The following is a 21,662-nucleotide window of genomic DNA, read 5'->3' as shown; positions in this document are numbered from 1 at the left end:
GAGAAAACACAATGATCATTAACAACCAAACTCCAACGATTTTACAAAAAATTGTGCAAGATAAAGCACAATGGGTGGAGGCAAAATCGCAAGCCTTCCCTTTGCAAGCATTTGAAAAAAAACTTGAAAAATCTGACCGCTCTTTTTATCAAGCATTAGCACAAGGTACGCATCAACGTCCGGCTTATATTTTAGAATGCAAAAAGGCCTCACCTTCTAAGGGCTTAATTCGTGCAGACTTTAACCTTGATGAAATTGCTCAAGTATATAAGCATTATGCCGCAGCCATTTCCGTGCTTACGGATGAAAAATATTTTCAAGGGGATTTTGCTTATATTCAGCAAGTTCGTCAGCAGGTTAGCCAACCTGTGCTGTGCAAAGATTTTATGATTAGCCCATATCAAGTTTACCTTGCACGCTATCACCAAGCTGACGCGATTTTACTGATGCTTTCCGTGTTAGATGATGAAACTTATTCACAACTGGCAGAATTAGCCCACGAATTAGGTATGGGGGTGCTAACAGAAACCTCTAATCAGCAAGAATTAGAACGTGCTATTGCATTAGCGGCGAAAGTTATCGGAATAAACAATCGTGATTTACACGATCTTTCTGTCGATCTTGACCGCACACCGCCTCTTGCTCGCCAGATCCCAGCGGATCGCATCATCATTAGCGAATCAGGCATTTATTCTCATCAACAAGTTCAACAATTAAAACCTTATGTCAATGGCTTTTTAATTGGCAGCAGCCTAATGGGAAGCGATGATTTGAACAATGCGGTAAGGGCGGTGATATTTGGTGAAAATAAAGTCTGTGGTCTAACACGCCCTCAAGATGTTCAAGCCGTGTATCAACAAGGTGGTTTATATGGTGGATTGATTTTTGCTGAAACCTCAAAACGCAAATTGTCTTTACGTCAAGCGCAAGAACTTGTGACGCAAGCCCCATTACGCTTTGTCGGTGTGTTCCAAAATCAACAAATTGATTTTATTGTAAAAATTGCTTCTCAGCTAACGCTTTTTGCCGTCCAGTTACACGGTAGTGAAAAGGCAGAATTTATTGCACAATTACGTCAGCAATTGCCTACTGAATGCCAAATTTGGCAAGCCATTTCCATTCCAGTAGAAAAACAAAGTGCGGTACAAATTGAACCCATTTCACATATTGATCGCTATGTCCTCGATAGCCAACTTGCCAAGCAACAAGGTGGTACAGGGCAACCCTTTGATTGGTCGCTCATTCCTACTGAAATAAAAAATAAAGCAATGCTCGCAGGGGGCATTAATCTGGAAAATGTCGCACTTGCCCTATCGCAACATTGCTTAGGTTTAGATATTAATTCAGGCGCTGAAAGCAGTGCGGGTGTGAAAGACGCCCACAAGCTCGCGCAATTATTTCAACAAATTTTAGATTATTAAGCATAAGGAAAAATTATGTCAGAAACCCAGCTTAACCCGTATTTTGGTGAATTTGGCGGAATGTATGTGCCAGAAATTTTAGTCCCTGTGCTAAAACAACTGGAACACGCCTTTGTAACGGCACAAGCCGATCCTGAATTTCAAGCGGAATTTCAAGATTTACTGAAAAACTATGCCGGTCGTCCTACCGCATTGACCCTGTGTCGTAATCTCACCAAAGGTACTAAAACAAAACTTTACCTAAAACGGGAAGATTTATTGCACGGTGGTGCGCACAAAACTAACCAAGTTTTAGGGCAAATTTTACTTGCTAAACGAATGGGAAAAACACGCATCATTGCTGAAACAGGTGCTGGTCAGCACGGGGTTGCTACGGCCCTTGCTTGTGCAATGTTGGATATGCCTTGCCGTATTTATATGGGGGCAAAAGATGTGGAGCGTCAATCACCAAATGTGTTTCGTATGCGTTTGATGGGGGCGGAAGTTATCCCCGTTGAAAAAGGCTCTTGCTCGTTAAAAGATGCCTGTTGTGAAGCAATGCGCGATTGGTCTGCCAACTATGAAACCACACATTATTTACTTGGTACCGCAGCAGGGCCTCACCCTTTCCCAACTATCGTGCGTGAATTTCAAAAAATGATCGGCGAAGAAACCAAACGCCAAATTTTAGAAAAAGAAGGGCGTTTACCTGATGTGATTATCGCTGCCGTAGGCGGGGGGTCTAACGCCATTGGAATGTTTGCTGATTTCATTGATCAACCACAAGTACGTTTAATCGGCATTGAACCTGCCGGCAAAGGCATTACCACTGGGCAACACGGCGCGCCACTTCGCCACGGTAAAGTGGGGATTTATTTCGGAATGAAATCGCCAATTATGCAAACCGATGATGGACAAATCGAAGAATCTTACAGTATTTCTGCGGGCTTAGACTTCCCTTCTGTGGGACCACAACACGCCCATTTACACGCTATCGGACGTGCAGAATATGAAAGTATTACGGACGATGAAGCCCTAGATGCCTTCCAAGCGCTAGCCAAACACGAAGGTATTATCCCTGCGTTGGAAAGCTCACACGCGTTGGCTTATGCGTTAAAATTAATCCAACAAAATCCAAACAAAGAACAATTAATCGTCGTAAATTTATCAGGGCGTGGGGATAAAGATATTTTCACAGTGGATAAAATCTTAACTGAAAAGGGGAAAGTGTAATGAGCCGTTTTGAAACCTTATTCACCCAACTTAATACTAAAAATGAAGGCGCATTCGTGCCGTTTGTCACGCTATGCGATCCCGATTTAGCACGCTCTTTTGAGATTATTTGTACCCTTGTCGATAACGGTGCAGATGCGTTAGAACTGGGTTTTCCTTTTTCTGATCCCTTATTAGACGGCCCCGTCATTCAAGCGGCTAACAATCGTGCCTTAAATGCTGGTTGTAGTACGGCAGAAAGTTTTGAGCTGCTGGCAAAAGTGCGGACGAAATATCCTGAAATTCCGATCAGTTTATTATTATGTGCGAATTTAATTTATGCACAGGGTTTAGATCATTTCTATCAACGTTGTACCGAAGTGGGCGTGGATGCCGTGCTTGTGGCAGATATTCCTTTACTTGCAGCTGAACCTTATATCCGTGCTGCGAAAAAACACGGCATACAACCTGTGTTTATCTGCCCACCAAATGCGGATGAAGCAACCATTAAAGGCGTAGCACAACATAGCGAAGGCTACACCTATTTAGTTTCTCGCGCTGGCGTAACCAGTGCAGAAAACCAAAGCCATGCAGCAAATTTAGATACCCTTGTAGAACAACTTAAAGCCCACCAAGCGCCGCCAATTCTACAAGGTTTTGGCATCGCCCAGCCTCAACAAGTAAAAGAAGCCTTGCAACTTGGTGCAGCCGGGGCTATTTCAGGCTCTGCAACAGTCAAAATTATCGAACGCAATCTAGATAATCATCAAAAATGCTTGAGCGAATTGGCTCAGTTTGTGAAAGCGATGAAAGACGCCACGTTGTAAGCTAAACTTCAATTCAAAACATAAAAGTGCGGTGAAATTTTTGTTAATTTTTCACCGCTCTTTCCCCAGCAACTCATACCTGTTGTTTATCTCGTATAGTTTAATTTACCCTTGTCTTATTATTCGTTATACTGTGCATCCATTAATTTTGGAGTATTTCAATGAAAAAAATCGAGCAACTTTTCGCCAATAATTATAGCTGGGCAACACGAATGAAAGAGGAAAATTCCGATTATTTTCGTGAGCTTGCTGATCATCAAAAGCCAAGTTATTTGTGGATTGGTTGTTCTGATAGTCGTGTGCCGGCGGAAAAGCTCACCAACCTTGGACCCGGTGAGCTGTTTGTCCATCGCAATGTGGCAAACCAAGTGATCCATACCGATTTAAACTGCCTTTCAGTGGTGCAATATGCTGTGGATGTATTGGATATTGAACATATTATCATTTGTGGGCATACCAACTGCGGTGGAATTAAAGCGGCGATGTCAGAACAGGATTTAGGCTTGATAAATAATTGGTTATTACATATTCGTGATATTTGGTTTAAACATAGCCATTTATTGGGTAAACTGCCGCCAGAAAAACGTGCGGATATGCTAACCAAACTCAACGTTGCAGAGCAAGTTTACAACCTTGGGCGTTCTTCTATTGTGCAATCGGCGTGGAAACGGGGGAAAAAACTTTCCCTACACGGCTGGGTTTATGATGTGAATGACGGCTATTTGATTGATCAAGGCGTAATGGCAACGAGCCGCGAAACGCTGGAAATTTCTTATTTAAGTGCGATTTCTCGTCTTTTAAAACAAAATGAAGATGAACAAGAAAACGCTGAAACGCCGACTGAACAAATAGAAAAATAAGCAAAAAATGCCCCGCACTTTCTATGCGGCATTATTTTTTAACCAACATCATCAAGGATTTTATAATGCAAAAAAGTGCTTTGTACCCTGTTATTTATGTGTTAGGTAATGGGCAACTTGGACGAATGTTGCGCTATGCTGGTGCGCCTTTAGATATTCAGGTTGTGCCATTGCCTTTCAATGCCCCCGTGTTTGAACTGGAAGAAGGTTGCTTAATTACCGCAGAAATTGAACGATGGGAAAACACACCTCTGACAGAAACCTTAGCCAATCATCCGCAGTTTATTAATCGTTCCGTTTTTGGCTTACTCGCCGACCGCCTTTCGCAAAAATCGCTTCTTGATGAACTCAATCTTCCCACTTCCCCTTGGACACTCATTCATTCTGCCTCCCAATGGCAAGATATTTGGCAGCAAATTGGCGATAAAGTTGTGGTGAAACGCCGTACTGGGGGATATGACGGACGTGGTCAATGGATCATCACCGAAGAAAATCAGGCGCAAATCACTCAAGATTTATATGGCGAAGTCATTGCGGAAAAATTTATTCCCTTTGATGGTGAAATATCTCTAGTGGGGGCAAGATTTAAAGACGGCGCAACCCGTTTTTATCCGATTACACACAATCTGCAACAAAACGGTATTTTACGTTATAGCGTCGCAGATAGCGCTCAGCCACAACAGGCTGTATTACAACAGCAAGCAGAAGCGATGTTAGCAAAAATAATGCACAAGCTAGATTATATCGGCGTGATGGCAATGGAATGTTTTGTCATTGGCGATAAATTACTCATTAATGAACTTGCGCCTCGAGTACATAACAGTGGACATTGGACGCAACTAGGTTGTGCAATCAGCCAATTTGAACTTCATTTACGAGCATTACTCAATTTGCCAACACCAGAACTGACTAGCACAATGCCCGCAATGATGATTAATTTAATTGGCACAACGCATAATCTGCAATGGCTCAATATGCCATTTAGTCAATTGCATTGGTATGGTAAAGAAGTGCGTGAAGGACGTAAGCTAGGGCATATCAATTTGGCTCATCCAGATCGTCAAGAACTAGTGCATTTACTGGATAAATTTTCGCAAGTACTGCCACAAGAATATCAATCTGGTTTAGCTTGGGCAAAAGACAAATTGAAATTATCTAAATAATCATCGCATTTTTTGAAAAAATATTGACTTTCTTAGACAGAAAGCCAACTTAGTACTAATAAATACTTGCGAACAGAGGGAATTCTCAAGTATAACGTTACACAGGATTTCTTCTCTTAGAGAAATAACATTATTAACCACAAATTCAACACAACATTAGAAGGATAATCACGATGTTTGAACATATTAATGCTGCTCCAGCCGATCCTATTTTAGGTTTAGGTGAAGCCTTTAAAGCCGATGATCGTACTCACAAAATCAACTTAGGGATTGGTGTCTATAAAGATGCTAAAGGCAACACACCCATTATGAAAGCGGTGAAATCAGCCGAACAACGTTTATTTGAGGCTGAAACTACCAAAAATTATCTTTCGATTGATGGTGTTGCTGATTTTAATGCGCGTACGCAAGGCGTTTTGTTTGGCGAGCATTCAGAAATTGTAAAACAAGGACGAGCTAAAACCGTACAAAGCCTTGGTGGAACTGGAGCATTGCGTATTGCCGCAGAATTTATTAAACGTCAAACAAAAGCCCAAAATGTTTGGATTAGCACGCCTACTTGGCCAAACCATAATGCGATTTTTAATGCGGTGGGCGTAACTATTCGCGAATATCGTTACTATGATGCAGAACGCAAAGCTCTTGACTGGGAGAATTTAATCGCTGATTTAAGCAATGCAAGTGAAGGCGATGTGGTGTTATTACACGGCTGCTGCCATAACCCGACAGGTATCGACCCAACCCCAGAACAATGGCAACAACTGGCTGAAATGTCTGCTAAAAATGGCTGGTTACCGCTATTCGACTTCGCTTATCAAGGGTTAGCAAATGGTTTAGAAGAAGATGCCTTTGGTTTACGCACTTTCGCAGCGAACCATAAAGAATTATTAATTGCGAGTTCTTATTCTAAAAACTTCGGCTTATATAATGAGCGTGTTGGTGCGTTTACCTTAGTTGCCGAAACCGCGGAAATCGCCACAACAGCATTGACTCAAGTGAAATCCATTATCCGCACACTCTACTCTAACCCTGCCTCCCACGGCGCTTCCAGTGTGGCGATCGTACTCGCCGATCCAGCACTAAGAGAAGAATGGACAACCGAGCTAGGGGAAATGCGTCATCGTATTAAAGAAATGCGTCACCAATTCGTCGCATTATTAAAAGAATACGGCGCACAGCAAGACTTCAGCTTTATTGAACAACAAAACGGTATGTTCTCATTTAGTGGTTTAACACCAGAGCAAGTCGATCGCTTAAAAGAAGAATTTGCTATTTATGCTGTACGTTCAGGGCGAATCAATGTTGCAGGTATCACCGAAGACAACATTCGTTACCTTTGTGAAAGTATTGTAAAAGTGCTTTAATCAAAATTTGAAAAAATAATACCGCACTTTAAAGTGCGGTATTTTTTTATGGTTTTTTAGGCGCTATTTCGCTGCGACTAATCTCACTTTGCAAGGTGTTGCATCTGTGGTTTGGGTGGATATCAATGTGGTCTCCCCTTTCACCGTTGCCGTTGCACACTGGCTAGCCTGTTTAAGCTGCCATTTACCTTTTACCGTTAAGGTAGAATTTTGTGTCTGAGAAGCGCTTTCACGCCATTGACGGGAATAAATACTAACTTCGGCTTGTTTGCCCGCTTTAACCTGATCCGCTTCAATCCCTTTATAGAAAGCGAGATCTGGATTCACAATAGATAAATCAAGTGATTGATCTTGCTGTTGTGCCATCACCATAACAGGCTGATCCGATCCAAGTACAATCCCACCTACATCATTATGCTCTGCTTCAAAATAAGCATAGGCTTCTTGTCCACTATGCTTATCTTTGACTGCGTGCAGTTTATTCGTTTGCGATAATTTTTGATAAGCTGGCATTTGATCATTTTTAGCCGCAACAAGAATGGTATATTCATATTGCCCATTTTTCGGGGCGACACCGTGATCAATAACCGCTGTGGCAAATTTCCCTTTCGTTGGTTTATCATCACGATCATCAACAGATTCTTGTTCTTGATAAGTAAACACAACATTTTGCCCTTCTGGCACATAATAGCGATTACCGGCAGGATCCGCAAAGGTAACTGCTTGTTTAATCTCTTGTTTTGTGCCTAATGCCGAAACAGCATTTCCATTGACTAAAACAGATTGAAGTTCTGCCACACTATGCTGGAATAAGGTGGTTTCTGTTCTATGTTGTTTATCAGCATTCTGAATATCTGTCCCTAATGCAATAATTTGGTTATCAAATAGGAAATAAGATTTTCGTGCAAATAGAGAATCTTGCTGATATTTACTGTGTCCACGCAGTTTCATTGCATACATACTGTTATTATGCAAATCTGTTCCACCTGCATAGGTTTCTGTGGAAAGTAGCATTTCCTCAAGCCCCGCAGCAGGAAGTTGTAACAACTGTGCTTTTAGCTCTGGATAAGGCAGATGAATGGTTGTTGTGCCAGGGAAACGGTTCCAATCCCAACCATCATAACGATAACCACGATCATCAAAATGTTGGGGGATAATTTCTAATGCACCATAGGACATATACCGTCCATAGCGATTGTTTTTCTCGTAAGATTCATTTCCTACTAAATAGCGACTAAATCCTCGTGCAATAGCAAGCCAAGACAAGTTTGGATCATCTTGATGACGGCGTTGTATTACCATTGACGCATAATTCATCGTCCAAGCCCCTACGGGTTCTGCAATGGCTGGAACTTGTTCAAAGGTTGGCTTATGCGATAATGCCGCATAAATTCCTGCAAAAGTGCGGTTAATTTTTTCCCCATTTTTCTCATTACCTGCTAAGGCAAACCATTTAAATGGTGCTGCAGCAACAGAAAATTTTCCCGTTGGGTGGCGCCCACTAATAACAATTGGGATATGCCCATCTTTACTATAAACCCACATTTTATATAACACATCATTTAGACGTTCTCGGGCATCTTGATTAAGTGCATAAGGTGAATCACTCATAGCATAAACCACAGGGGCTAGCCCACCAAAAGCGTCTTTTCCATATGCGGTGTAATGTTGTGAATGGTGGAAAATTGAGCCATCCGGCTTAAATCCCCCTGCAACCCCTTTTGATTGTAAAATGGTGGTACTCAACCAATGGGAAAATTGTTTTAACAAGCCTGTTCGTTGCTGTTCATTTGGTAACAGTAAAATACTTTTTACAATCCATTGGAGTTGCGTATTTAAAATATCCACATTTGCTTCAACAATACGTTCATCAGGCTCAAAAATACGCCCTGTTCCACTAAACCACGCCATTGCGCCTTGTGCTTGTTCAAGCAATCCTTGCTTTTCAAGTAAATCACGCATTAAGAACCACGCATCAAAAAGTTCTCGGTTTTGATAGCCCATATGGGTAACAATTTGGATACTGCTACCACGCACAAAACCTTGATCAAATAAATAACGGGTGGCAAGTAAGAATTTGGCTTCCAGCTGTTGGCGTTGTTCCTCTGTCAATTGCCCCATGCGCAAGGCTTTTGCACTTTCTAACATCACTTTACCTAGCTCACGCATTGACACAGAACGAAGTAAGAAATCTTGATCTTGCTTGCTAAACACTTGATCATTTTTCATAAACTTCTGTCGAGCAGGGAAATCAAGCATTGGACCTTGAATGACGCCCTCTTTTTCACTGATATTAAAAGCTTGATATTTTTGTAAAATTTGTGAAAAATCCACCGCACTTGGTTTATCCGTAAACACATTTAACACTTGCTCAAAACGTTGGTAAATGCTTTCACTTTGCGGATCGGAATGCAGACTTCTATTAAAATCAAAGTGCGGGTAATTTTTGCTTAACATTTGATCATACAACAGCAAACCATTCCAGTTTTTATTCACTGCCGTACTTGCAGTAGGATTAACAAAAGAGGCTTGATAATCAGGAATTGGGTAACGATTATCCACAGGAACATTGAATAAAAGCTGATCTAAATAAAGTGATCCCGCTTCATCAGGCGCTTGAATCACCAACTTGTCTAAGCTTGTCACATTTTCGCCTTGCATATCACGAAATGGCACCGCAATCCCCCGCCAGCCTGTAAAATCTAAATTGATTTTAAAGGATTTTTTTACCTGACCATTTTGTTCAAAAGCAAATTGCAAAGGCTGTTTTAAGGCGTTATCGTTATAAAGCCATAGCATAAACGTTTGCGGCAAAATATCGTCATTTTGTGAAAAATCTAAATTTTGTGAAAACACTAAGCGCCCTTTTGGCTCAAACTGCCAATGCAACGCCTGCTTCCCATCTTTGTAATGCAACGCACTCGGTGCAACTTGCCCATTTGTAACGGTTAAATAAGCTGGAGGCTGTGCTTTTTCAAAAAAATCCCACGCATAATTCGCCGCATTCACACTGCCCGTGATGACACAAGCAGTTAATAGGCTTAGCTTTGGAAATAAGCTCGCTTTCATAGGCTCTCCCTTAGAATAAGAAACGGAAACCCGTGTAGTATTGATTTACATATTTATTATGCACATTCACGTTACTGATATTACGATCACGTCCAAATTCAATAAAGGTGATTAAGTCTTTGATTGGGCGATAATCAAGCCCTAAGGTGTAACCGTGGTTCACATTTTCACCCCGTTTTTCATAACGGAATTGGCTATAACCAGCAAATTTTGGTGTGATGAAATATTTTGCTGCAAGGAAATGTCTTTTTTCTTTTACTGCATTATGATCAAGGTAGTTCGCACGTTGTAGATCTTTTAATTCACCATAGTTATAAGCAACTTCTAAATTACGGTATTTCACTTCCGCCGCCACACGCCACGCAGAACGATTTACATTTTTTTCAATCCAAGATTGATTTATTCCTGCGCTATCTGGTGCAGAGAATTGATAACTATCATAATTATCGCGAGTGTAACCCGCTCTAAAGCGTAATCGCCAGTCGTCATTCAATTTATTGGTATAATAGAGTGCAAGCCCGTAGCCATTTTTTAAATGCTTCGGTGAGTTATCCACTCCTTTTTCAGCCGAACCAAATAAATAATCCGAACCAAATTGGAACCCAGCTAATTCTACAGAACGGAAATGCAAGCCTTTATTGGCTTCTGCGGTAAGTGGATTACGTCCGCTTCCTCCTAACTGCCAATCACCTAACATAATGGCATCGCCATTGGTTGGTAAACGACCTAAATATAAACGTCCTACGGCTTTATGTTCTATACCAAGATAAAGTTGTGCCGTACGCGGATCACCAAAACCTGAATGATTGCTACCACTGGCATCTTTTCCACTAAAAACAATTCTGGTTTTACCGATTAATCGTATCTCTTCTGTCATATCTTGTGCAAAGATAAACTCCACACGCGAGCCACGATCACGCAAATCTGAACGCTGCCCTTCGGTATGCGCAAGCATTGGTCTAAATTGCCCATTAAGCTGTACGCTGGTGCCATCTTTTTTATAAATTTCTACCGCACTTGCTGTACTTGTTGCGGCAATAAGTGAAAGTGCAAGAAGGGAAAGTGATTTTTTCATATAACAATTATCCTTATTATTTATTGTGAAAAGACACCTCAAATCAAAGACGATTAATCTGAGCCATTGCGATGTTCAAGCTGGTTAGATACGACAAAAAAATAACTAAAACTGAGCATTCAACCTTATCATAGGCAAATATTTCACAGGGGAAAAGCACCGCACTTTAAAAATAAGATCAAGATCACAAAAATATTAAAACAGAGTTTTGATATTTGCTTTTATGATGCCGATCATAAGGATTATTAATTTGATTATTCATAATAAAGGAAAAATCATAAGGATAGACTATGACCTTTTCTTTGATCATTATTCTTCTTTTATGCGGTATATTAACTAACCTGATGTCAGCTATTTTTGGTATTGGTGGCGGGGTGTTGATGGTACCCATTTTACATACACTTTTCCCTTATATGCCAATCCAAATGATTTCTGCCACTTCACTGACTATCGTAATGGGATCAGCGTTAATTAATCTGTTTTACTTTTATAAGCTAAATATTGAGATTGATAAGAAAAAATTGCTCCTTTGGTCACTAAGTATGATCATTGGTGTACAACTTGGCTTTCATCTCAGCTTTAATGTTTCAGATAACCTGATAATAGGGGTCTTTGTCATTACGCTGATTGTATTGGCATTAAAAACCTTTTTGCATCCGAACAATAAGAAAAAGCAACAAGCACAGAAAAAAGATTGCTTACGTGGTAGCCTGTTCTGCTTTCTGGGTGGGGGAATTGCTGGGATTACAGGGATCGGTGGTGGCTCAATTATGTCGCCACTAATTAGCCAGTTGCCCAGTGTTAGCATTAAAAGTGTGGCGGTTTATACCAATTATATGATGGTGATTGGTGGCATTGGCAATCTTTACGGCTATTTAACCAAAACCCCAGAAGTGATTATCCCCCATTCCTTACAGATTGGCTATGTGAGTTTCTCCATTGTACTCATTGTCGTGCTAAGTGCTTTTTTTATGAGTTTTATCAGTATGAAACTTCGTGGCATTATCAAAGAGGAAACCGCACGTAAATTGCTTAGTATGATCTTGCTTTTTATTGCTTGCTATATGCTACTATTGCGAGTAATACAAGGATAAATTATATAGGATATGGAAATGCTTAAACCGATGAATTTTAAAAATTGTCAATATAATCATTTGGTTGCTGTTGAAAAAGGCACTCAGCTTTATCGTCAAGGGGAAACTGCCCACTCGTTTTATTGTGTAAAAAATGGGCTTATTGGCTTATATCATACCCTTGAAAATGGTAAAGAAAGTTTAGTGAGAATTTATAAAGCAGGGGATTATTTTGGATTTCGTACCCTATTTGGTGATAAAAAATATCACTGTACAGCCAAAGTGTTAAGAGAAGCAGAAATTATCAAAATCACGCCACAACATATTGATTCCTTCTTTTTAGAAAACCCTGAAACCATTCGCTTTTTATTCCAAATTCTTTCAAATGAACTGCGTGATGCAGAAGATCGCCTTGCTAAAAGTGCGTATTTAAAAAGTTTAGATCGTGTAATTGACAGTATTTATTTCTTAACAGAAAACTTTCCTGATTACCATTGGACACACCGAGAAATCGCTGAGTATGCAGGCTGTGAAACCGAAACTGCTATTCGCATTACCCGTGATTTAAGAAAGAAAAATTTATTATCGTAATTTCATTTTCCTCAACGGTTTAGCCTGTACTTAGCGCATTGGATTATCTTGTTAAACTGACATCGCAATAAAAATGGCAGCGTCTATGCTGCCATTGCGTCAATAAATCGTTACATTAATTTTGTTCTTGTTGCAGACGATTTTCTTCTGTTTCTGGTTCAAGATCAAGTTTTGCCATTAGAAGCTGATCGCCATCTTCTTCAGGATTTTCTGTTACTAATAGCTTATCCCCATAGAAAATCGAATTTGCCCCAGCCATAAAACACATTGCTTGCATTTCTTCTGACATTCCTTGACGTCCCGCAGATAAACGGACATAACTTTTTGGCATCACAATTCGTGCAACGGCAATGGTACGCACAAACTCCGTCCAATCTAATTCCGCCGCCTCAGCCAATGGCGTGCCTTCCACTTTCACTAATTGGTTGATTGGCACGGATTCTGGTTGTGGATCGAGATTAGCTAAGCTGGCAATAAATGCGGCACGTTCTTTCCGTGTTTCATCCATCCCAACAATTCCCCCACAACATACCTTTAAGCCGGCTTTACGCACTTTCCCAAGGGTATTAATACGATCATCAAATTGGCGTGTGCCAATAATTTTTTCATAATGCTCTGGTGCGGTATCAATATTATGATTGTAGTAATCCAACCCAGCTTTTTTCAAATCTTCCGCCATACCATCTTGCAATAAGCCAAACGTCCCGCAGGTTTCTAGCCCCAGATCTTTTACTGCTTTAATAATCGTGGTGATTTTTTCAATATCTTTTGGTTTTGGCCCACGCCAAGCCGCCCCCATACAAAAACGACTTGCACCACGGGATTTTGCCACTTTCGCTTTCTCAACAATCTCATCAACATTAATTAATTGTTGATTTTGCACCCCTGTTTGATAGCGTGCCGATTGTGGACAATAACCACAATCCTCAGGGCACCCCCCTGTTTTAATCGACATTAAGGTAGAAAGTTGAATCGCCCGTGGATTAAAATTCTCACGATGAACCTGAGCGGCACGATACACCAACTCTAAAAAAGGGGTTTCAAATAACGCTTCCACTTTACACACTGACCAATATTCTAAGGTTGGGTGCGGTGTTAAAGAAGGAATTTGAATGTTTGTGATTGTCATAAATTATCCTTATTACAAAAAGTGCGGTCTATTTTAGACCTAAATTTTTAATTCAGGTAATGATTTATCACTAATCCTACCATTTTCAACACATAAAAGGCGATCAATTTTTCCGACTAATTCATTAGGTTGATGAGTAACAATGAGCAACGTCAATGTTTTCTGCTGAGATAAATTCTCTAATAAATTCAACATTTCTTGACGCAAATGAGGATCGAGCGCAGAAAATGGTTCATCAAGCAATAAAATCGGTTTATCACGAAGCAGACAACGAGCTAAAGCGACACGCTGTTTCTGCCCGCCAGAAAGGGCATTAGGTAAGCGAGATAAAAAATCGCCTAATCCGACCGCACTTGCCGCCTTTTCCACTTGTGCTTTTTCTTCCGCACTCAGCGTTAAACTAGGCTTTAAACCTAAGGCGATATTTTCAGCCACCGTTAAATGCGTAAACAAATTATTCTCTTGAAAGAGCATCGAAACAGGACGCTGATGAGGCGCGCTAAAGGTGTGATTTTGCCCATTAAGCCAAATTTCCCCCTTATCGGAGAGTTCAAATCCAGCAATTAAATTGAGTAAAGTGCTTTTCCCCGCCCCACTCGCCCCCACTATGGCAACACGTTGTCCCGCCGAAATATGCAGTTGGAAGTGCATCGCTTGATTGGGGTAATGAAAATAAGTATCCAGTTTAATCATTATCTTGTCTAAATCATTAACGTAATAAGAACCAATATCGAACAAAAACAAAGTGCGGTGCAATTTTTTGCTATTTTCGCTTTGCTCTTGCTTTTCGCTATGCCACATTTTGCGGTTTTTCAATCATCATAAATAACAGACCACATAACCCTAATAAAATTAAAGCGGTTACGCTCGCTTCTTGCATACGATATGAGCCTAATTGCTGATAAAGCAAATAAGGCAAAGAGATGAAATCTTGATTACCAAATAAAGCAATCGCTGTGAAATCGCCCAGCGATAAGGCACAAGCCAATGCGCTAGCATACCGCATCGCTGAACGCAAAGTTTGCCATTCTACCACTCGCCAGCGTTGCCAGCCTTGCACGCCAAGAGATTGGCAAAGTCGCTCATATTGCATTGTTTGATACATTGGGGCAGAAAGCGTGCGAATCACAAAAGGCATTGCCAAAATGCCATTACAAAACGCTACAATAAGGAGAAGATGCCACGGCTGAAAATCAAGATCTTGCAAACGAATAAATAGCCCTAACGCCACCACTAAAGTTGGGATCGCAAGCACGATCATCCCCATATTACTAATGACATTGGCACAATAACGGTGGCTTTGCCAAGCTAAGCGTAGCACGAGCAAGAGTAATGCCATTGAAAATACAATAGCAAATAGCGCAGAACATAGTGCAATACTTAAGGAATAACCCAAAGCACGCCATAACTGGGGATTTTGTGCCACTTTTTGCCACGCGTCCCAATCTAATCCTGCCACCACCATATAAAGCAAGGGTAAAAAAATAAAAATCAGCACACTGCCCACACAAAAAACTTGCCAAATTTGTACCGCACTTGTCTGCTTTTCTCGCCAGAACTGGCGTAAATCGAGCTGGCTAGGATCTTTGCGATGAAAGAAGCTGCTCATCATAAGCAATAGGACACAAAAACCGCATTGCAACAACGCTAACATTGCCGCTTTAGGTAAATCAAATTCAAATAAAATGGCTTGGTAAATCGCCACTTCTAAGGTGGTATACGCTGGCCCACCACCAAGTGTGAGTACAATGGCAAAGCTAGTAAAGCAAAGCATAAAAATTAACGCAAAGGCAGGCAAAAATTGTTGGCGTAAATAAGGTAATTCGATTAAACGAATAAATTGCCAACCGCGAATATTAAGCTGTGAACTAAGCTGACGTTGCTGATTAGGAATGCTTGATAGGGCTTGCAAAAATAGACGGCTTGCTAAAGGAATATTAAAAAATAAATGTGCGATTAAAATGCCACTTAAGCCATAAATATTGGGTTTCCAGTCAATCTCAAGGGCGGAAAATAACCTTGCCACCCAACCTGAATGTCCGTAAATCCCTAATAGTCCTAGTACAGCCACCAAAGCTGGTAACACAAAAGTGAGGGAAAATAATTTCAAAATAAGCGATTTACCACGGAAATCTTGGTAAAAAAACGCACGGGCAAATAATAATCCGATACTCACCGATAAGAATGCCGAAAGAAATGCCTGCCCAAAACTAAAGGCGATAACGTGGCGAATGTAGTCATCTTTCCAAAGCGCTGTCCATTGCTGATGATTGCCAAGATTTAACACCGCACTTAAGGTAAAGCCATAAAATGTCGCCAATAGCAATATCACGCCCATTCCCCCAAGCATTGAAGAAAGGGGGAATTTTTGCACGTAACGGCGTATTATTGTGTTAAGCTGGCTTGCCAAGTGTTCGTCCATTGTTTTAATTGTTCTGTATTGACGCCACTTCCCAACGTGGTTTTGCTTTGCTGTGCTTGTTTCAACGCATCAAAGTGCGGTTCAATTTTTTCATCAATAACGGCAAACATAATATTTTTTTGTGAAATTTGGCGTTGCGCTTCTGGAGTAATCAAAAATTGCATAAAGGCATCAGCACAAGCGTTAGGGTGATTTGCCATTCGCGCTGCGGTTTCAATTTGTAGCACTTGCCCTTCAGCAAAATCTGTCGCGGCATAATTGGCATCCTTGTCATTTAAGAGATGATAAAGTGGTGAAGTGTTATAACTAAACACCAAATCTGATTCGCCTTTTAAAAATGCGCCGTAAGTTTCTGACCAACCTTTCCCTACGGTAACGGTATGGCGAGCCAATTTCTTCCACGCCGCCTCTACATCATCGCCATAAACTTCATTCATTAAGATCACTAATCCACGCCCTACGCCACTGGTACGCGGATCTTGATAAATGATGCGAAGTTGTTGATTATCAACCAATTCTTTTAGGCTTTTCGGTGGGTTTGATAATTTTTCTTTATGATACACGAAGGCATAAGCACCAAAATCATAAGGTAAGAACACCTTATCTTCCCACTTCTCAGGTAAAGAAAGTTGCGCCATTGGCACCTGATGTTCTGCAAATAATGAGGTCTTTTTCGCTTCTTCAAGCATTGTTTGATCTAAGCCTAGCACAATATCGGCTTTGCTCTTTTTCCCTTCAAGGCGAATCCGATTAAACATTACCCCAGTGCTATCAAAAGGCACATAATTCACCTGACATTGGGGGTGAGTTTGCTCAAACAGCGCTTTCACTTTTGGACCGGCGCCCCAATCAGCACTAAAACTATCATAAGTATAAACTTGCACCTCTTGCGCGGAGCTTGGTGTCGCCATCAGACTAGTGCCCAAAAGTGCGGTAAGAAAAGTAAGAGAAAAAGATTTTTTGAATTGCATAGTGTTTCCTTCCAATAAAAAACGACCAGCAATATTGACGTGAACAGCAAAAAAATTAGTTTCCTACGTCAGTATTAACTGTATCAGGTTCACGGGTATGATCTCAGCTATCAAGCACCCCGACTAATTTGAGCCTCTAGCTCGCGTTCAGTGTAGTAATTTTCCTTTACCAATGCAATCTATGTATTTAAAAATTCTTAAAATTTCTTTATAGTTAGCAATCAGTTAATGATTGATAAGGATAACCTATGGCATTTTCTGTTCCTCACCTTGACGATACGTTGAAAACACTGGCAGATTGTTTAATTCAGCATTACCCTGAACATTATAATGAAGGGCTTTACACGCAACTTGCACAGCAGAAAAATGATCCGACTAGCCTAATAGGTAAACTGGCACAAGGCATTGCAATGTCTGATTTTGTTGCAGAAACGTTAAAAAAACAACCGCACTTTTTACACCAATGTTGGCAACAATTCCCCCATTTAGAAAATACAGCCTATTACCAACAAGCCTTGCATTCCTTACTTCAAGAAGTTACTGATGACACCCAACTTTATCGCCAATTACGTCTTTTTCGTCATCGCGAAATGGCGAAGTTAAGTTTATGTCAAAGTTTAAACTTAGCGACGGTCGAAGAAATTTTCATTGCCCTTTCACAATTGGCAGAAACCATTATTATTGCCGCTCGGGATTGGCTTTATCAGCGTGCCTGTGCTGAAATGGGTATACCGATGGATAGCCACGGCAAACCGCAACAACTTTATATTTTAGGAATGGGGAAACTAGGCGGTTTTGAGCTGAACTTTTCCTCAGATATTGATCTCATTTTTACCTACCCTGCTAACGGCGAAACGCAAGGCGCAAGGCGTTCTATTGAAAATAGTGTCTTCTTCACTCGCTTAGGACAACGTTTGATTAATGCCTTAGATCAATATACCCCTGATGGCTTTGTGTATCGCACAGATATGCGTCTGCGCCCCTTTGGTGAAGCGGGGGCATTAGCCCTAAGTTTTACCGCAATGGAACAATATTACCAAGAACAAGGACGAGATTGGGAACGTTATGCAATGATCAAAGGGCGTATCTTAGGCGCTGATCCGCAAGATCCCAATGTCAAAAACTTACAAAATTTACTCCGCCCTTTTATTTACCGCCGTTATATTGATTTTAGCGTTATCCAATCTTTACGCGAAATGAAACATAAAATTGAACGGGAAGTGCGACGCCGTGGGTTATCGGATAATATCAAACTGGGCGCGGGAGGCATTCGTGAAATTGAATTTATTGTACAGGTTTTCCAACTTATTCGTGGTGGACGTGAAATTAAATTGCAACAACACGGATTGCTTCACATATTACCTGAATTGGAACAACTCGCTTTACTTAGCTCTCAAGAAGTCACTGATTTAAAAAATGCTTACCTTTTTTTACGCCGTGTAGAAAATGTGTTGCAAGCCATTGACGACAAACAAACTCAGCTTTTGCCAGAAAAAGAGCTGGATCGCCAGCGCCTGATTGTTGCTCTGCAACGTTATACCCAATGGAATACGCAAAAACAGCCTGTCCTCGTGGAAAATAGCATAACAAGCTGGGCGGATTTTGATGCCTTATTACAATCGTACCAAAATAAAGTGCGGTCGGTTTTTTCACAATTAATTGGTGCAGAAAATGATCCCTCACCACAAGAAAATAGCCAATGGAACGATTTTTTAGAAACGGATTTCAATGAGGAAGATCTTCTGCTCATTCTGCAACAAAATGGCATAACATTGGCAGAAAATGCACCGCTCCTACAACGCCTTACTCAGTTTCGCAACGAACTGGCTCGCCGTCCGATTGGAAGCAGAGGGCGTGGCGTATTAAGGCAGTTAATGCCGATGCTACTTACTCAAGTGTTTCAACATCAAGCCTATGAAAGCTTGCTCCCCCGAATGTTGGATATTGTGGATAAAATTCTCACTCGCACCGCCTATTTGGAATTATTAGTGGAAAATCCGCAAGTACTCAATCAGCTCATTGAGCTATGTTCACACTCACAGCTTATTGCTCAACAAGTGGCGCGACACCCCATTTTGCTTGATGAATTATTAGATCGCAACGCATTATTAAACCCGACCGATTTCAGCGAATATGCCAGCGAATTAAAGCAATATCTACTCCGTTTACCGCAAGATGACGAAGAACAGTTTATTGATGCCCTGCGTCAATTTAAGCAAAGCACCTTGTTACGTGTGGCAGCCGCAGATATTCTCGGCGCATTGCCCGTAATGAAAGTAAGCGATCATTTGACCTATTTGGCAGAAGCGATTATTGCTGCCGTTGTAGAGCTTGCTTGGCAACAAGTTACTGCGCGCTTTGGTATTCCTGAATATCTTCCGCCTAATGAGAAAGGTTTCTTAGTCATTGGCTATGGCAAATTAGGTGGCATTGAACTGGGCTACAAATCTGATTTGGATTTGGTCTTTCTGTTTGACGGTAGCAAAACAGGTCAAACGCAAGGCGGCAAAAAAGTGATCGACAGCAATCAGTTTTATCTCAAACTGACGCAAAAAATCATCAGTATTTTTAGTATGAATACGAGTGCGGGAGTGCTTTATGATATCGATATTCGCCTACGCCCGTCTGGTGATGCGGGTTTACTTGGCTGCTCGCTAAGTGCCTTTGAGAATTATCAGCTTAATGACGCTTGGACGTGGGAAAAACAAGCGCTTGTACGAAGCCGAGCCGTTTATGGCGATGTTGCCTTACGCCAACGCTTTGAACAAATTCGCCGTAAGGTACTTTCTGCGCCACGGGATCTTGTCAAACTTAAGGAAGACGTAAAAGCAATGCGTGAGAAAATGTATCAACATCTTGCCCATACCAATCCTGATGAATTTAACATTAAAACCGATCAAGGCGGCATTACGGATATTGAGTTTATCGCCCAATATTTGGTATTGGCTTACGCGCCGCAATACCCTAATTTAACCATTTGGTCAGATAATGTGCGGATTTTTGAGTCAATGGCAGAACTCCAAAATAGCGAAAACAAAAGTGCGGTGATAAATGTTGATATTTCTGAACATTTGAAAAATGCCTACACTCGCCTACGCAACCGTATTCATCATTTAAATTTACTTGGCTTGCCTGCGGTGGTAAAGCAAGCAGAATATCAATCTGAACGGCAGTTTATTCGCCAAATTTGGCAAACGTTATTTGATTAGCCACAGAGTTTATTGGCTAACTGGGCCATTTTTACAATCACCCTTGTTGCGTCCCACATTCCTTCAAGGGTGGTCAGTTCTTGCTTGCTATGAAAATTGTATCCGCCCGTAAATAACATTGGGCAAGGAATTTGCTTTTCCGCCAATTTTGCACCAAGATAGCCTGAACGAATCGGCGTGAGAATAGGTTCAATACCACATTGCTTCATAGCTAAATCAGCAAGTTGGAGCGATTTTGGCTGTTGTTTAATGATCTCAGCCATATTGCTATATTGATCTTCAATACTTAGCTGTGCTTTCTTTCTTAAACGTTTTTTGCGATTAAAATCCACAATCATCATCGCCAAAAATGCCTTACGTTGCTCAAAGCTCACCCGATCAAAATCACAAATTAAATAGCGCATTTCCACTTTTTCAATATCGCCCGCTAGACTTTCTAAATGAAAAAAACCTTGTTTTCGTTCTGTTTTTTCTGGCACTTCTTGAGCAGGCAAGCCTTTTTGAAATTCACACGCTAATGTCAATGCGTTACGCATTTTATCTTTGCCTACGCCAGCTTGAATATTGCGTCCATAAAGCGTTACGGTGGCGGTAGCAACATTCACATTTTCATAGCCCAAACTGCCAACCCCTTCCCCTGCAAGACAATATGCCCAATCACAAGTAAATTTATCAAAAGGAAAATGTTTCATTCCTTGCCCTGTTTCTTTATCTGGCACAAAGGCGAGGCGAATATTGCAATGAGAAAGATGATTTTGTTGCAAAATATAAAGTGCGGTCAGAATTTCTGCAATTCCTGCTTTATTATCTGCCCCTAACAAGGTTTTTCCATCACTCACCACCAAGGTTTTGTTAATCAGTTTTTGCAAAAACGGATGATATACAGGGCTAATAAATTCCTCACCAACGCCAAGAGAAATATCACCTCCGCGATAATTTTCAATCACTTCAGGTAAGGTATGTTTGCTACTACATTGCGGTGACGTATCAAGATGACTAATAAACCCAATTGTTGGCATTTGGGGGCTAATATTGGAAGGCAAAAATGCGGTCAGAATACCTTGTTTACTTAATTCAATTTGTTGCAAGCCCAGTGCGAAAAGCTCTTGTTGCAGAAATTTGGCTAACTTTGCTTGCCCTATGGAGCTGGGAATGGGTTTGGCATTAAACTTTGCTTGTGTATCAAAACTCACATAGTTTAAAAAACGTTCCAGTAATCCTTCTTGATATTGCGTGCTATTTTCCATAATCATTTTATCGCTTTACAAAAATTGTTGCATTTTATTCTAACGAGGCT

At 40.9% G+C, this 21,662-nt stretch carries 16 protein-coding genes and 1 riboswitch; of the genes, 9 read left to right on the top strand and 7 right to left on the bottom strand.

Features of this window, described 5'->3' with window-relative positions:
• Positions 1–11 precede the first annotated feature (11 nt).
• From trpCF to L4F93_RS08160, 6 genes are all read left to right on the top strand, one after another.
• Positions 12–1,421, top strand: a complete 1,410-nt coding sequence (trpCF, locus tag L4F93_RS08185) for a bifunctional indole-3-glycerol-phosphate synthase TrpC/phosphoribosylanthranilate isomerase TrpF (RefSeq protein WP_250349827.1) — start codon at positions 12–14, stop codon at positions 1,419–1,421.
• 15 nt (positions 1,422–1,436) lie between these two features.
• On the top strand, positions 1,437–2,633 hold the full coding sequence (gene trpB / locus L4F93_RS08180) for a tryptophan synthase subunit beta (protein WP_250349826.1): 1,197 nt from the start codon (positions 1,437–1,439) through the stop codon (positions 2,631–2,633).
• Entirely contained in the window at positions 2,633–3,439 is an 807-nt protein-coding gene (trpA, locus tag L4F93_RS08175) for a tryptophan synthase subunit alpha (protein WP_250349825.1), read from the top strand. Before trpB ends, trpA begins: the two co-directional genes overlap by 1 nt.
• A gap of 161 nt (positions 3,440–3,600) precedes the next feature.
• The gene (can, locus tag L4F93_RS08170) at positions 3,601–4,299 is read left to right on the top strand and encodes a carbonate dehydratase (RefSeq protein ID WP_250349824.1); all 699 of its coding nucleotides are present in this window, start codon (positions 3,601–3,603) and stop codon (positions 4,297–4,299) included.
• A gap of 65 nt (positions 4,300–4,364) precedes the next feature.
• On the top strand, positions 4,365–5,462 hold the full coding sequence (purK, locus tag L4F93_RS08165) for a 5-(carboxyamino)imidazole ribonucleotide synthase (RefSeq protein ID WP_250349823.1): 1,098 nt from the start codon (positions 4,365–4,367) through the stop codon (positions 5,460–5,462).
• Between the two features lie 173 nt (positions 5,463–5,635).
• Positions 5,636–6,826 (top strand): amino acid aminotransferase, encoded by a 1,191-nt coding sequence (locus L4F93_RS08160; RefSeq protein ID WP_250349822.1) that lies wholly within the window; start codon positions 5,636–5,638, stop codon positions 6,824–6,826.
• A gap of 63 nt (positions 6,827–6,889) precedes the next feature.
• Here L4F93_RS08160 and L4F93_RS08155 read toward each other — a convergent pair whose 3' ends face one another.
• A complete protein-coding gene (locus L4F93_RS08155) occupies positions 6,890–9,895 on the bottom strand; it encodes a chondroitinase family polysaccharide lyase (RefSeq protein ID WP_250349821.1) in 3,006 nt (1,001 codons plus the stop codon).
• Between the two features lie 10 nt (positions 9,896–9,905).
• Positions 9,906–10,970 carry a porin gene (locus L4F93_RS08150; RefSeq protein WP_250349820.1) on the bottom strand — a complete coding sequence of 355 codons (1,065 nt, stop codon included), beginning with the start codon at positions 10,968–10,970 and terminating at the stop codon, positions 9,906–9,908.
• Between the two features lie 290 nt (positions 10,971–11,260).
• Here L4F93_RS08150 and L4F93_RS08145 point away from each other — a divergent pair, with 290 nt between their 5' ends.
• Positions 11,261–12,064, top strand: coding sequence for a sulfite exporter TauE/SafE family protein (locus tag L4F93_RS08145; protein ID WP_250349819.1), 804 nt, complete (start codon positions 11,261–11,263; stop codon positions 12,062–12,064).
• A 12-nt stretch (positions 12,065–12,076) separates the two neighbouring features.
• Complete coding sequence (locus tag L4F93_RS08140; protein ID WP_250349818.1) at positions 12,077–12,634, top strand: Crp/Fnr family transcriptional regulator; 558 nt, start codon at positions 12,077–12,079, stop codon at positions 12,632–12,634.
• Positions 12,635–12,749: 115 nt separating this feature from the next.
• Here the strand turns inward: L4F93_RS08140 and bioB are convergent, their stop codons facing one another.
• The 4 genes from bioB to thiB all read right to left on the bottom strand — a co-directional run bounded on the left by bioB (position 12,750) and on the right by thiB (position 17,156).
• Complete coding sequence (gene bioB, locus L4F93_RS08135) at positions 12,750–13,763, bottom strand: biotin synthase BioB (protein WP_250349817.1); 1,014 nt, start codon at positions 13,761–13,763, stop codon at positions 12,750–12,752.
• A 39-nt stretch (positions 13,764–13,802) separates the two neighbouring features.
• Positions 13,803–14,456, bottom strand: a complete 654-nt coding sequence (gene thiQ / locus L4F93_RS08130; protein WP_250351666.1) for a thiamine ABC transporter ATP-binding protein — start codon at positions 14,454–14,456, stop codon at positions 13,803–13,805.
• A 97-nt stretch (positions 14,457–14,553) separates the two neighbouring features.
• Positions 14,554–16,113 (bottom strand): thiamine/thiamine pyrophosphate ABC transporter permease ThiP, encoded by a 1,560-nt coding sequence (gene thiP / locus L4F93_RS08125; RefSeq protein WP_250351665.1) that lies wholly within the window; start codon positions 16,111–16,113, stop codon positions 14,554–14,556.
• Positions 16,114–16,148: 35 nt separating this feature from the next.
• Positions 16,149–17,156 carry a thiamine ABC transporter substrate binding subunit gene (thiB, locus tag L4F93_RS08120; protein ID WP_250349816.1) on the bottom strand — a complete coding sequence of 336 codons (1,008 nt, stop codon included), beginning with the start codon at positions 17,154–17,156 and terminating at the stop codon, positions 16,149–16,151.
• A gap of 43 nt (positions 17,157–17,199) precedes the next feature.
• Positions 17,200–17,288, bottom strand: a riboswitch (TPP riboswitch).
• A gap of 116 nt (positions 17,289–17,404) precedes the next feature.
• Here thiB and glnE point away from each other — a divergent pair.
• Complete coding sequence (gene glnE / locus L4F93_RS08115; RefSeq protein WP_250349815.1) at positions 17,405–20,365, top strand: bifunctional [glutamate--ammonia ligase]-adenylyl-L-tyrosine phosphorylase/[glutamate--ammonia-ligase] adenylyltransferase; 2,961 nt, start codon at positions 17,405–17,407, stop codon at positions 20,363–20,365.
• Here the strand turns inward: glnE and pepT are convergent.
• Positions 20,362–21,618, bottom strand: a complete 1,257-nt coding sequence (gene pepT, locus L4F93_RS08110) for a peptidase T (protein WP_442778828.1) — start codon at positions 21,616–21,618, stop codon at positions 20,362–20,364. The genes glnE and pepT overlap by 4 nt on opposite strands.
• Between the last annotated feature and the right edge of the window lie 44 nt (positions 21,619–21,662).

Origin of the sequence: Avibacterium sp. 20-132, assembly GCF_023611925.1 — a bacterium.
Lineage (GTDB): Bacteria > Pseudomonadota > Gammaproteobacteria > Enterobacterales > Pasteurellaceae > Avibacterium.
This window is presented reverse-complemented; position numbering and strand designations above follow the sequence as displayed.

Excerpts from the sequence above, each read along its gene's own strand:
- purK (WP_250349823.1), top strand. The coding sequence starts at position 4,365 with ATGCAAAAAAGTGCTTTGTACCCTGTTATTTATGTGTTAGGTAATGGG.
- trpB (WP_250349826.1), top strand. The coding sequence starts at position 1,437 with ATGTCAGAAACCCAGCTTAACCCGTATTTTGGTGAATTTGGCGGAATG.
- trpA (WP_250349825.1), top strand. The coding sequence starts at position 2,633 with ATGAGCCGTTTTGAAACCTTATTCACCCAACTTAATACTAAAAATGAA.
- L4F93_RS08145 (WP_250349819.1), top strand. The coding sequence starts at position 11,261 with ATGACCTTTTCTTTGATCATTATTCTTCTTTTATGCGGTATATTAACT.
- glnE (WP_250349815.1), top strand. The coding sequence starts at position 17,405 with ATGGCATTTTCTGTTCCTCACCTTGACGATACGTTGAAAACACTGGCA.
- can (WP_250349824.1), top strand. The coding sequence starts at position 3,601 with ATGAAAAAAATCGAGCAACTTTTCGCCAATAATTATAGCTGGGCAACA.
- L4F93_RS08155 (WP_250349821.1), bottom strand. The coding sequence starts at position 9,895 with ATGAAAGCGAGCTTATTTCCAAAGCTAAGCCTATTAACTGCTTGTGTC.
- thiQ (WP_250351666.1), bottom strand. The coding sequence starts at position 14,456 with ATGATTAAACTGGATACTTATTTTCATTACCCCAATCAAGCGATGCAC.
- pepT (WP_442778828.1), bottom strand. The coding sequence starts at position 21,618 with ATGATTATGGAAAATAGCACGCAATATCAAGAAGGATTACTGGAACGT.
- trpCF (WP_250349827.1), top strand. The coding sequence starts at position 12 with ATGATCATTAACAACCAAACTCCAACGATTTTACAAAAAATTGTGCAA.
- thiP (WP_250351665.1), bottom strand. The coding sequence starts at position 16,113 with ATGCTTGGGGGAATGGGCGTGATATTGCTATTGGCGACATTTTATGGC.
- thiB (WP_250349816.1), bottom strand. The coding sequence starts at position 17,156 with ATGCAATTCAAAAAATCTTTTTCTCTTACTTTTCTTACCGCACTTTTG.
- L4F93_RS08160 (WP_250349822.1), top strand. The coding sequence starts at position 5,636 with ATGTTTGAACATATTAATGCTGCTCCAGCCGATCCTATTTTAGGTTTA.
- L4F93_RS08150 (WP_250349820.1), bottom strand. The coding sequence starts at position 10,970 with ATGAAAAAATCACTTTCCCTTCTTGCACTTTCACTTATTGCCGCAACA.
- L4F93_RS08140 (WP_250349818.1), top strand. The coding sequence starts at position 12,077 with ATGGAAATGCTTAAACCGATGAATTTTAAAAATTGTCAATATAATCAT.
- bioB (WP_250349817.1), bottom strand. The coding sequence starts at position 13,763 with ATGACAATCACAAACATTCAAATTCCTTCTTTAACACCGCACCCAACC.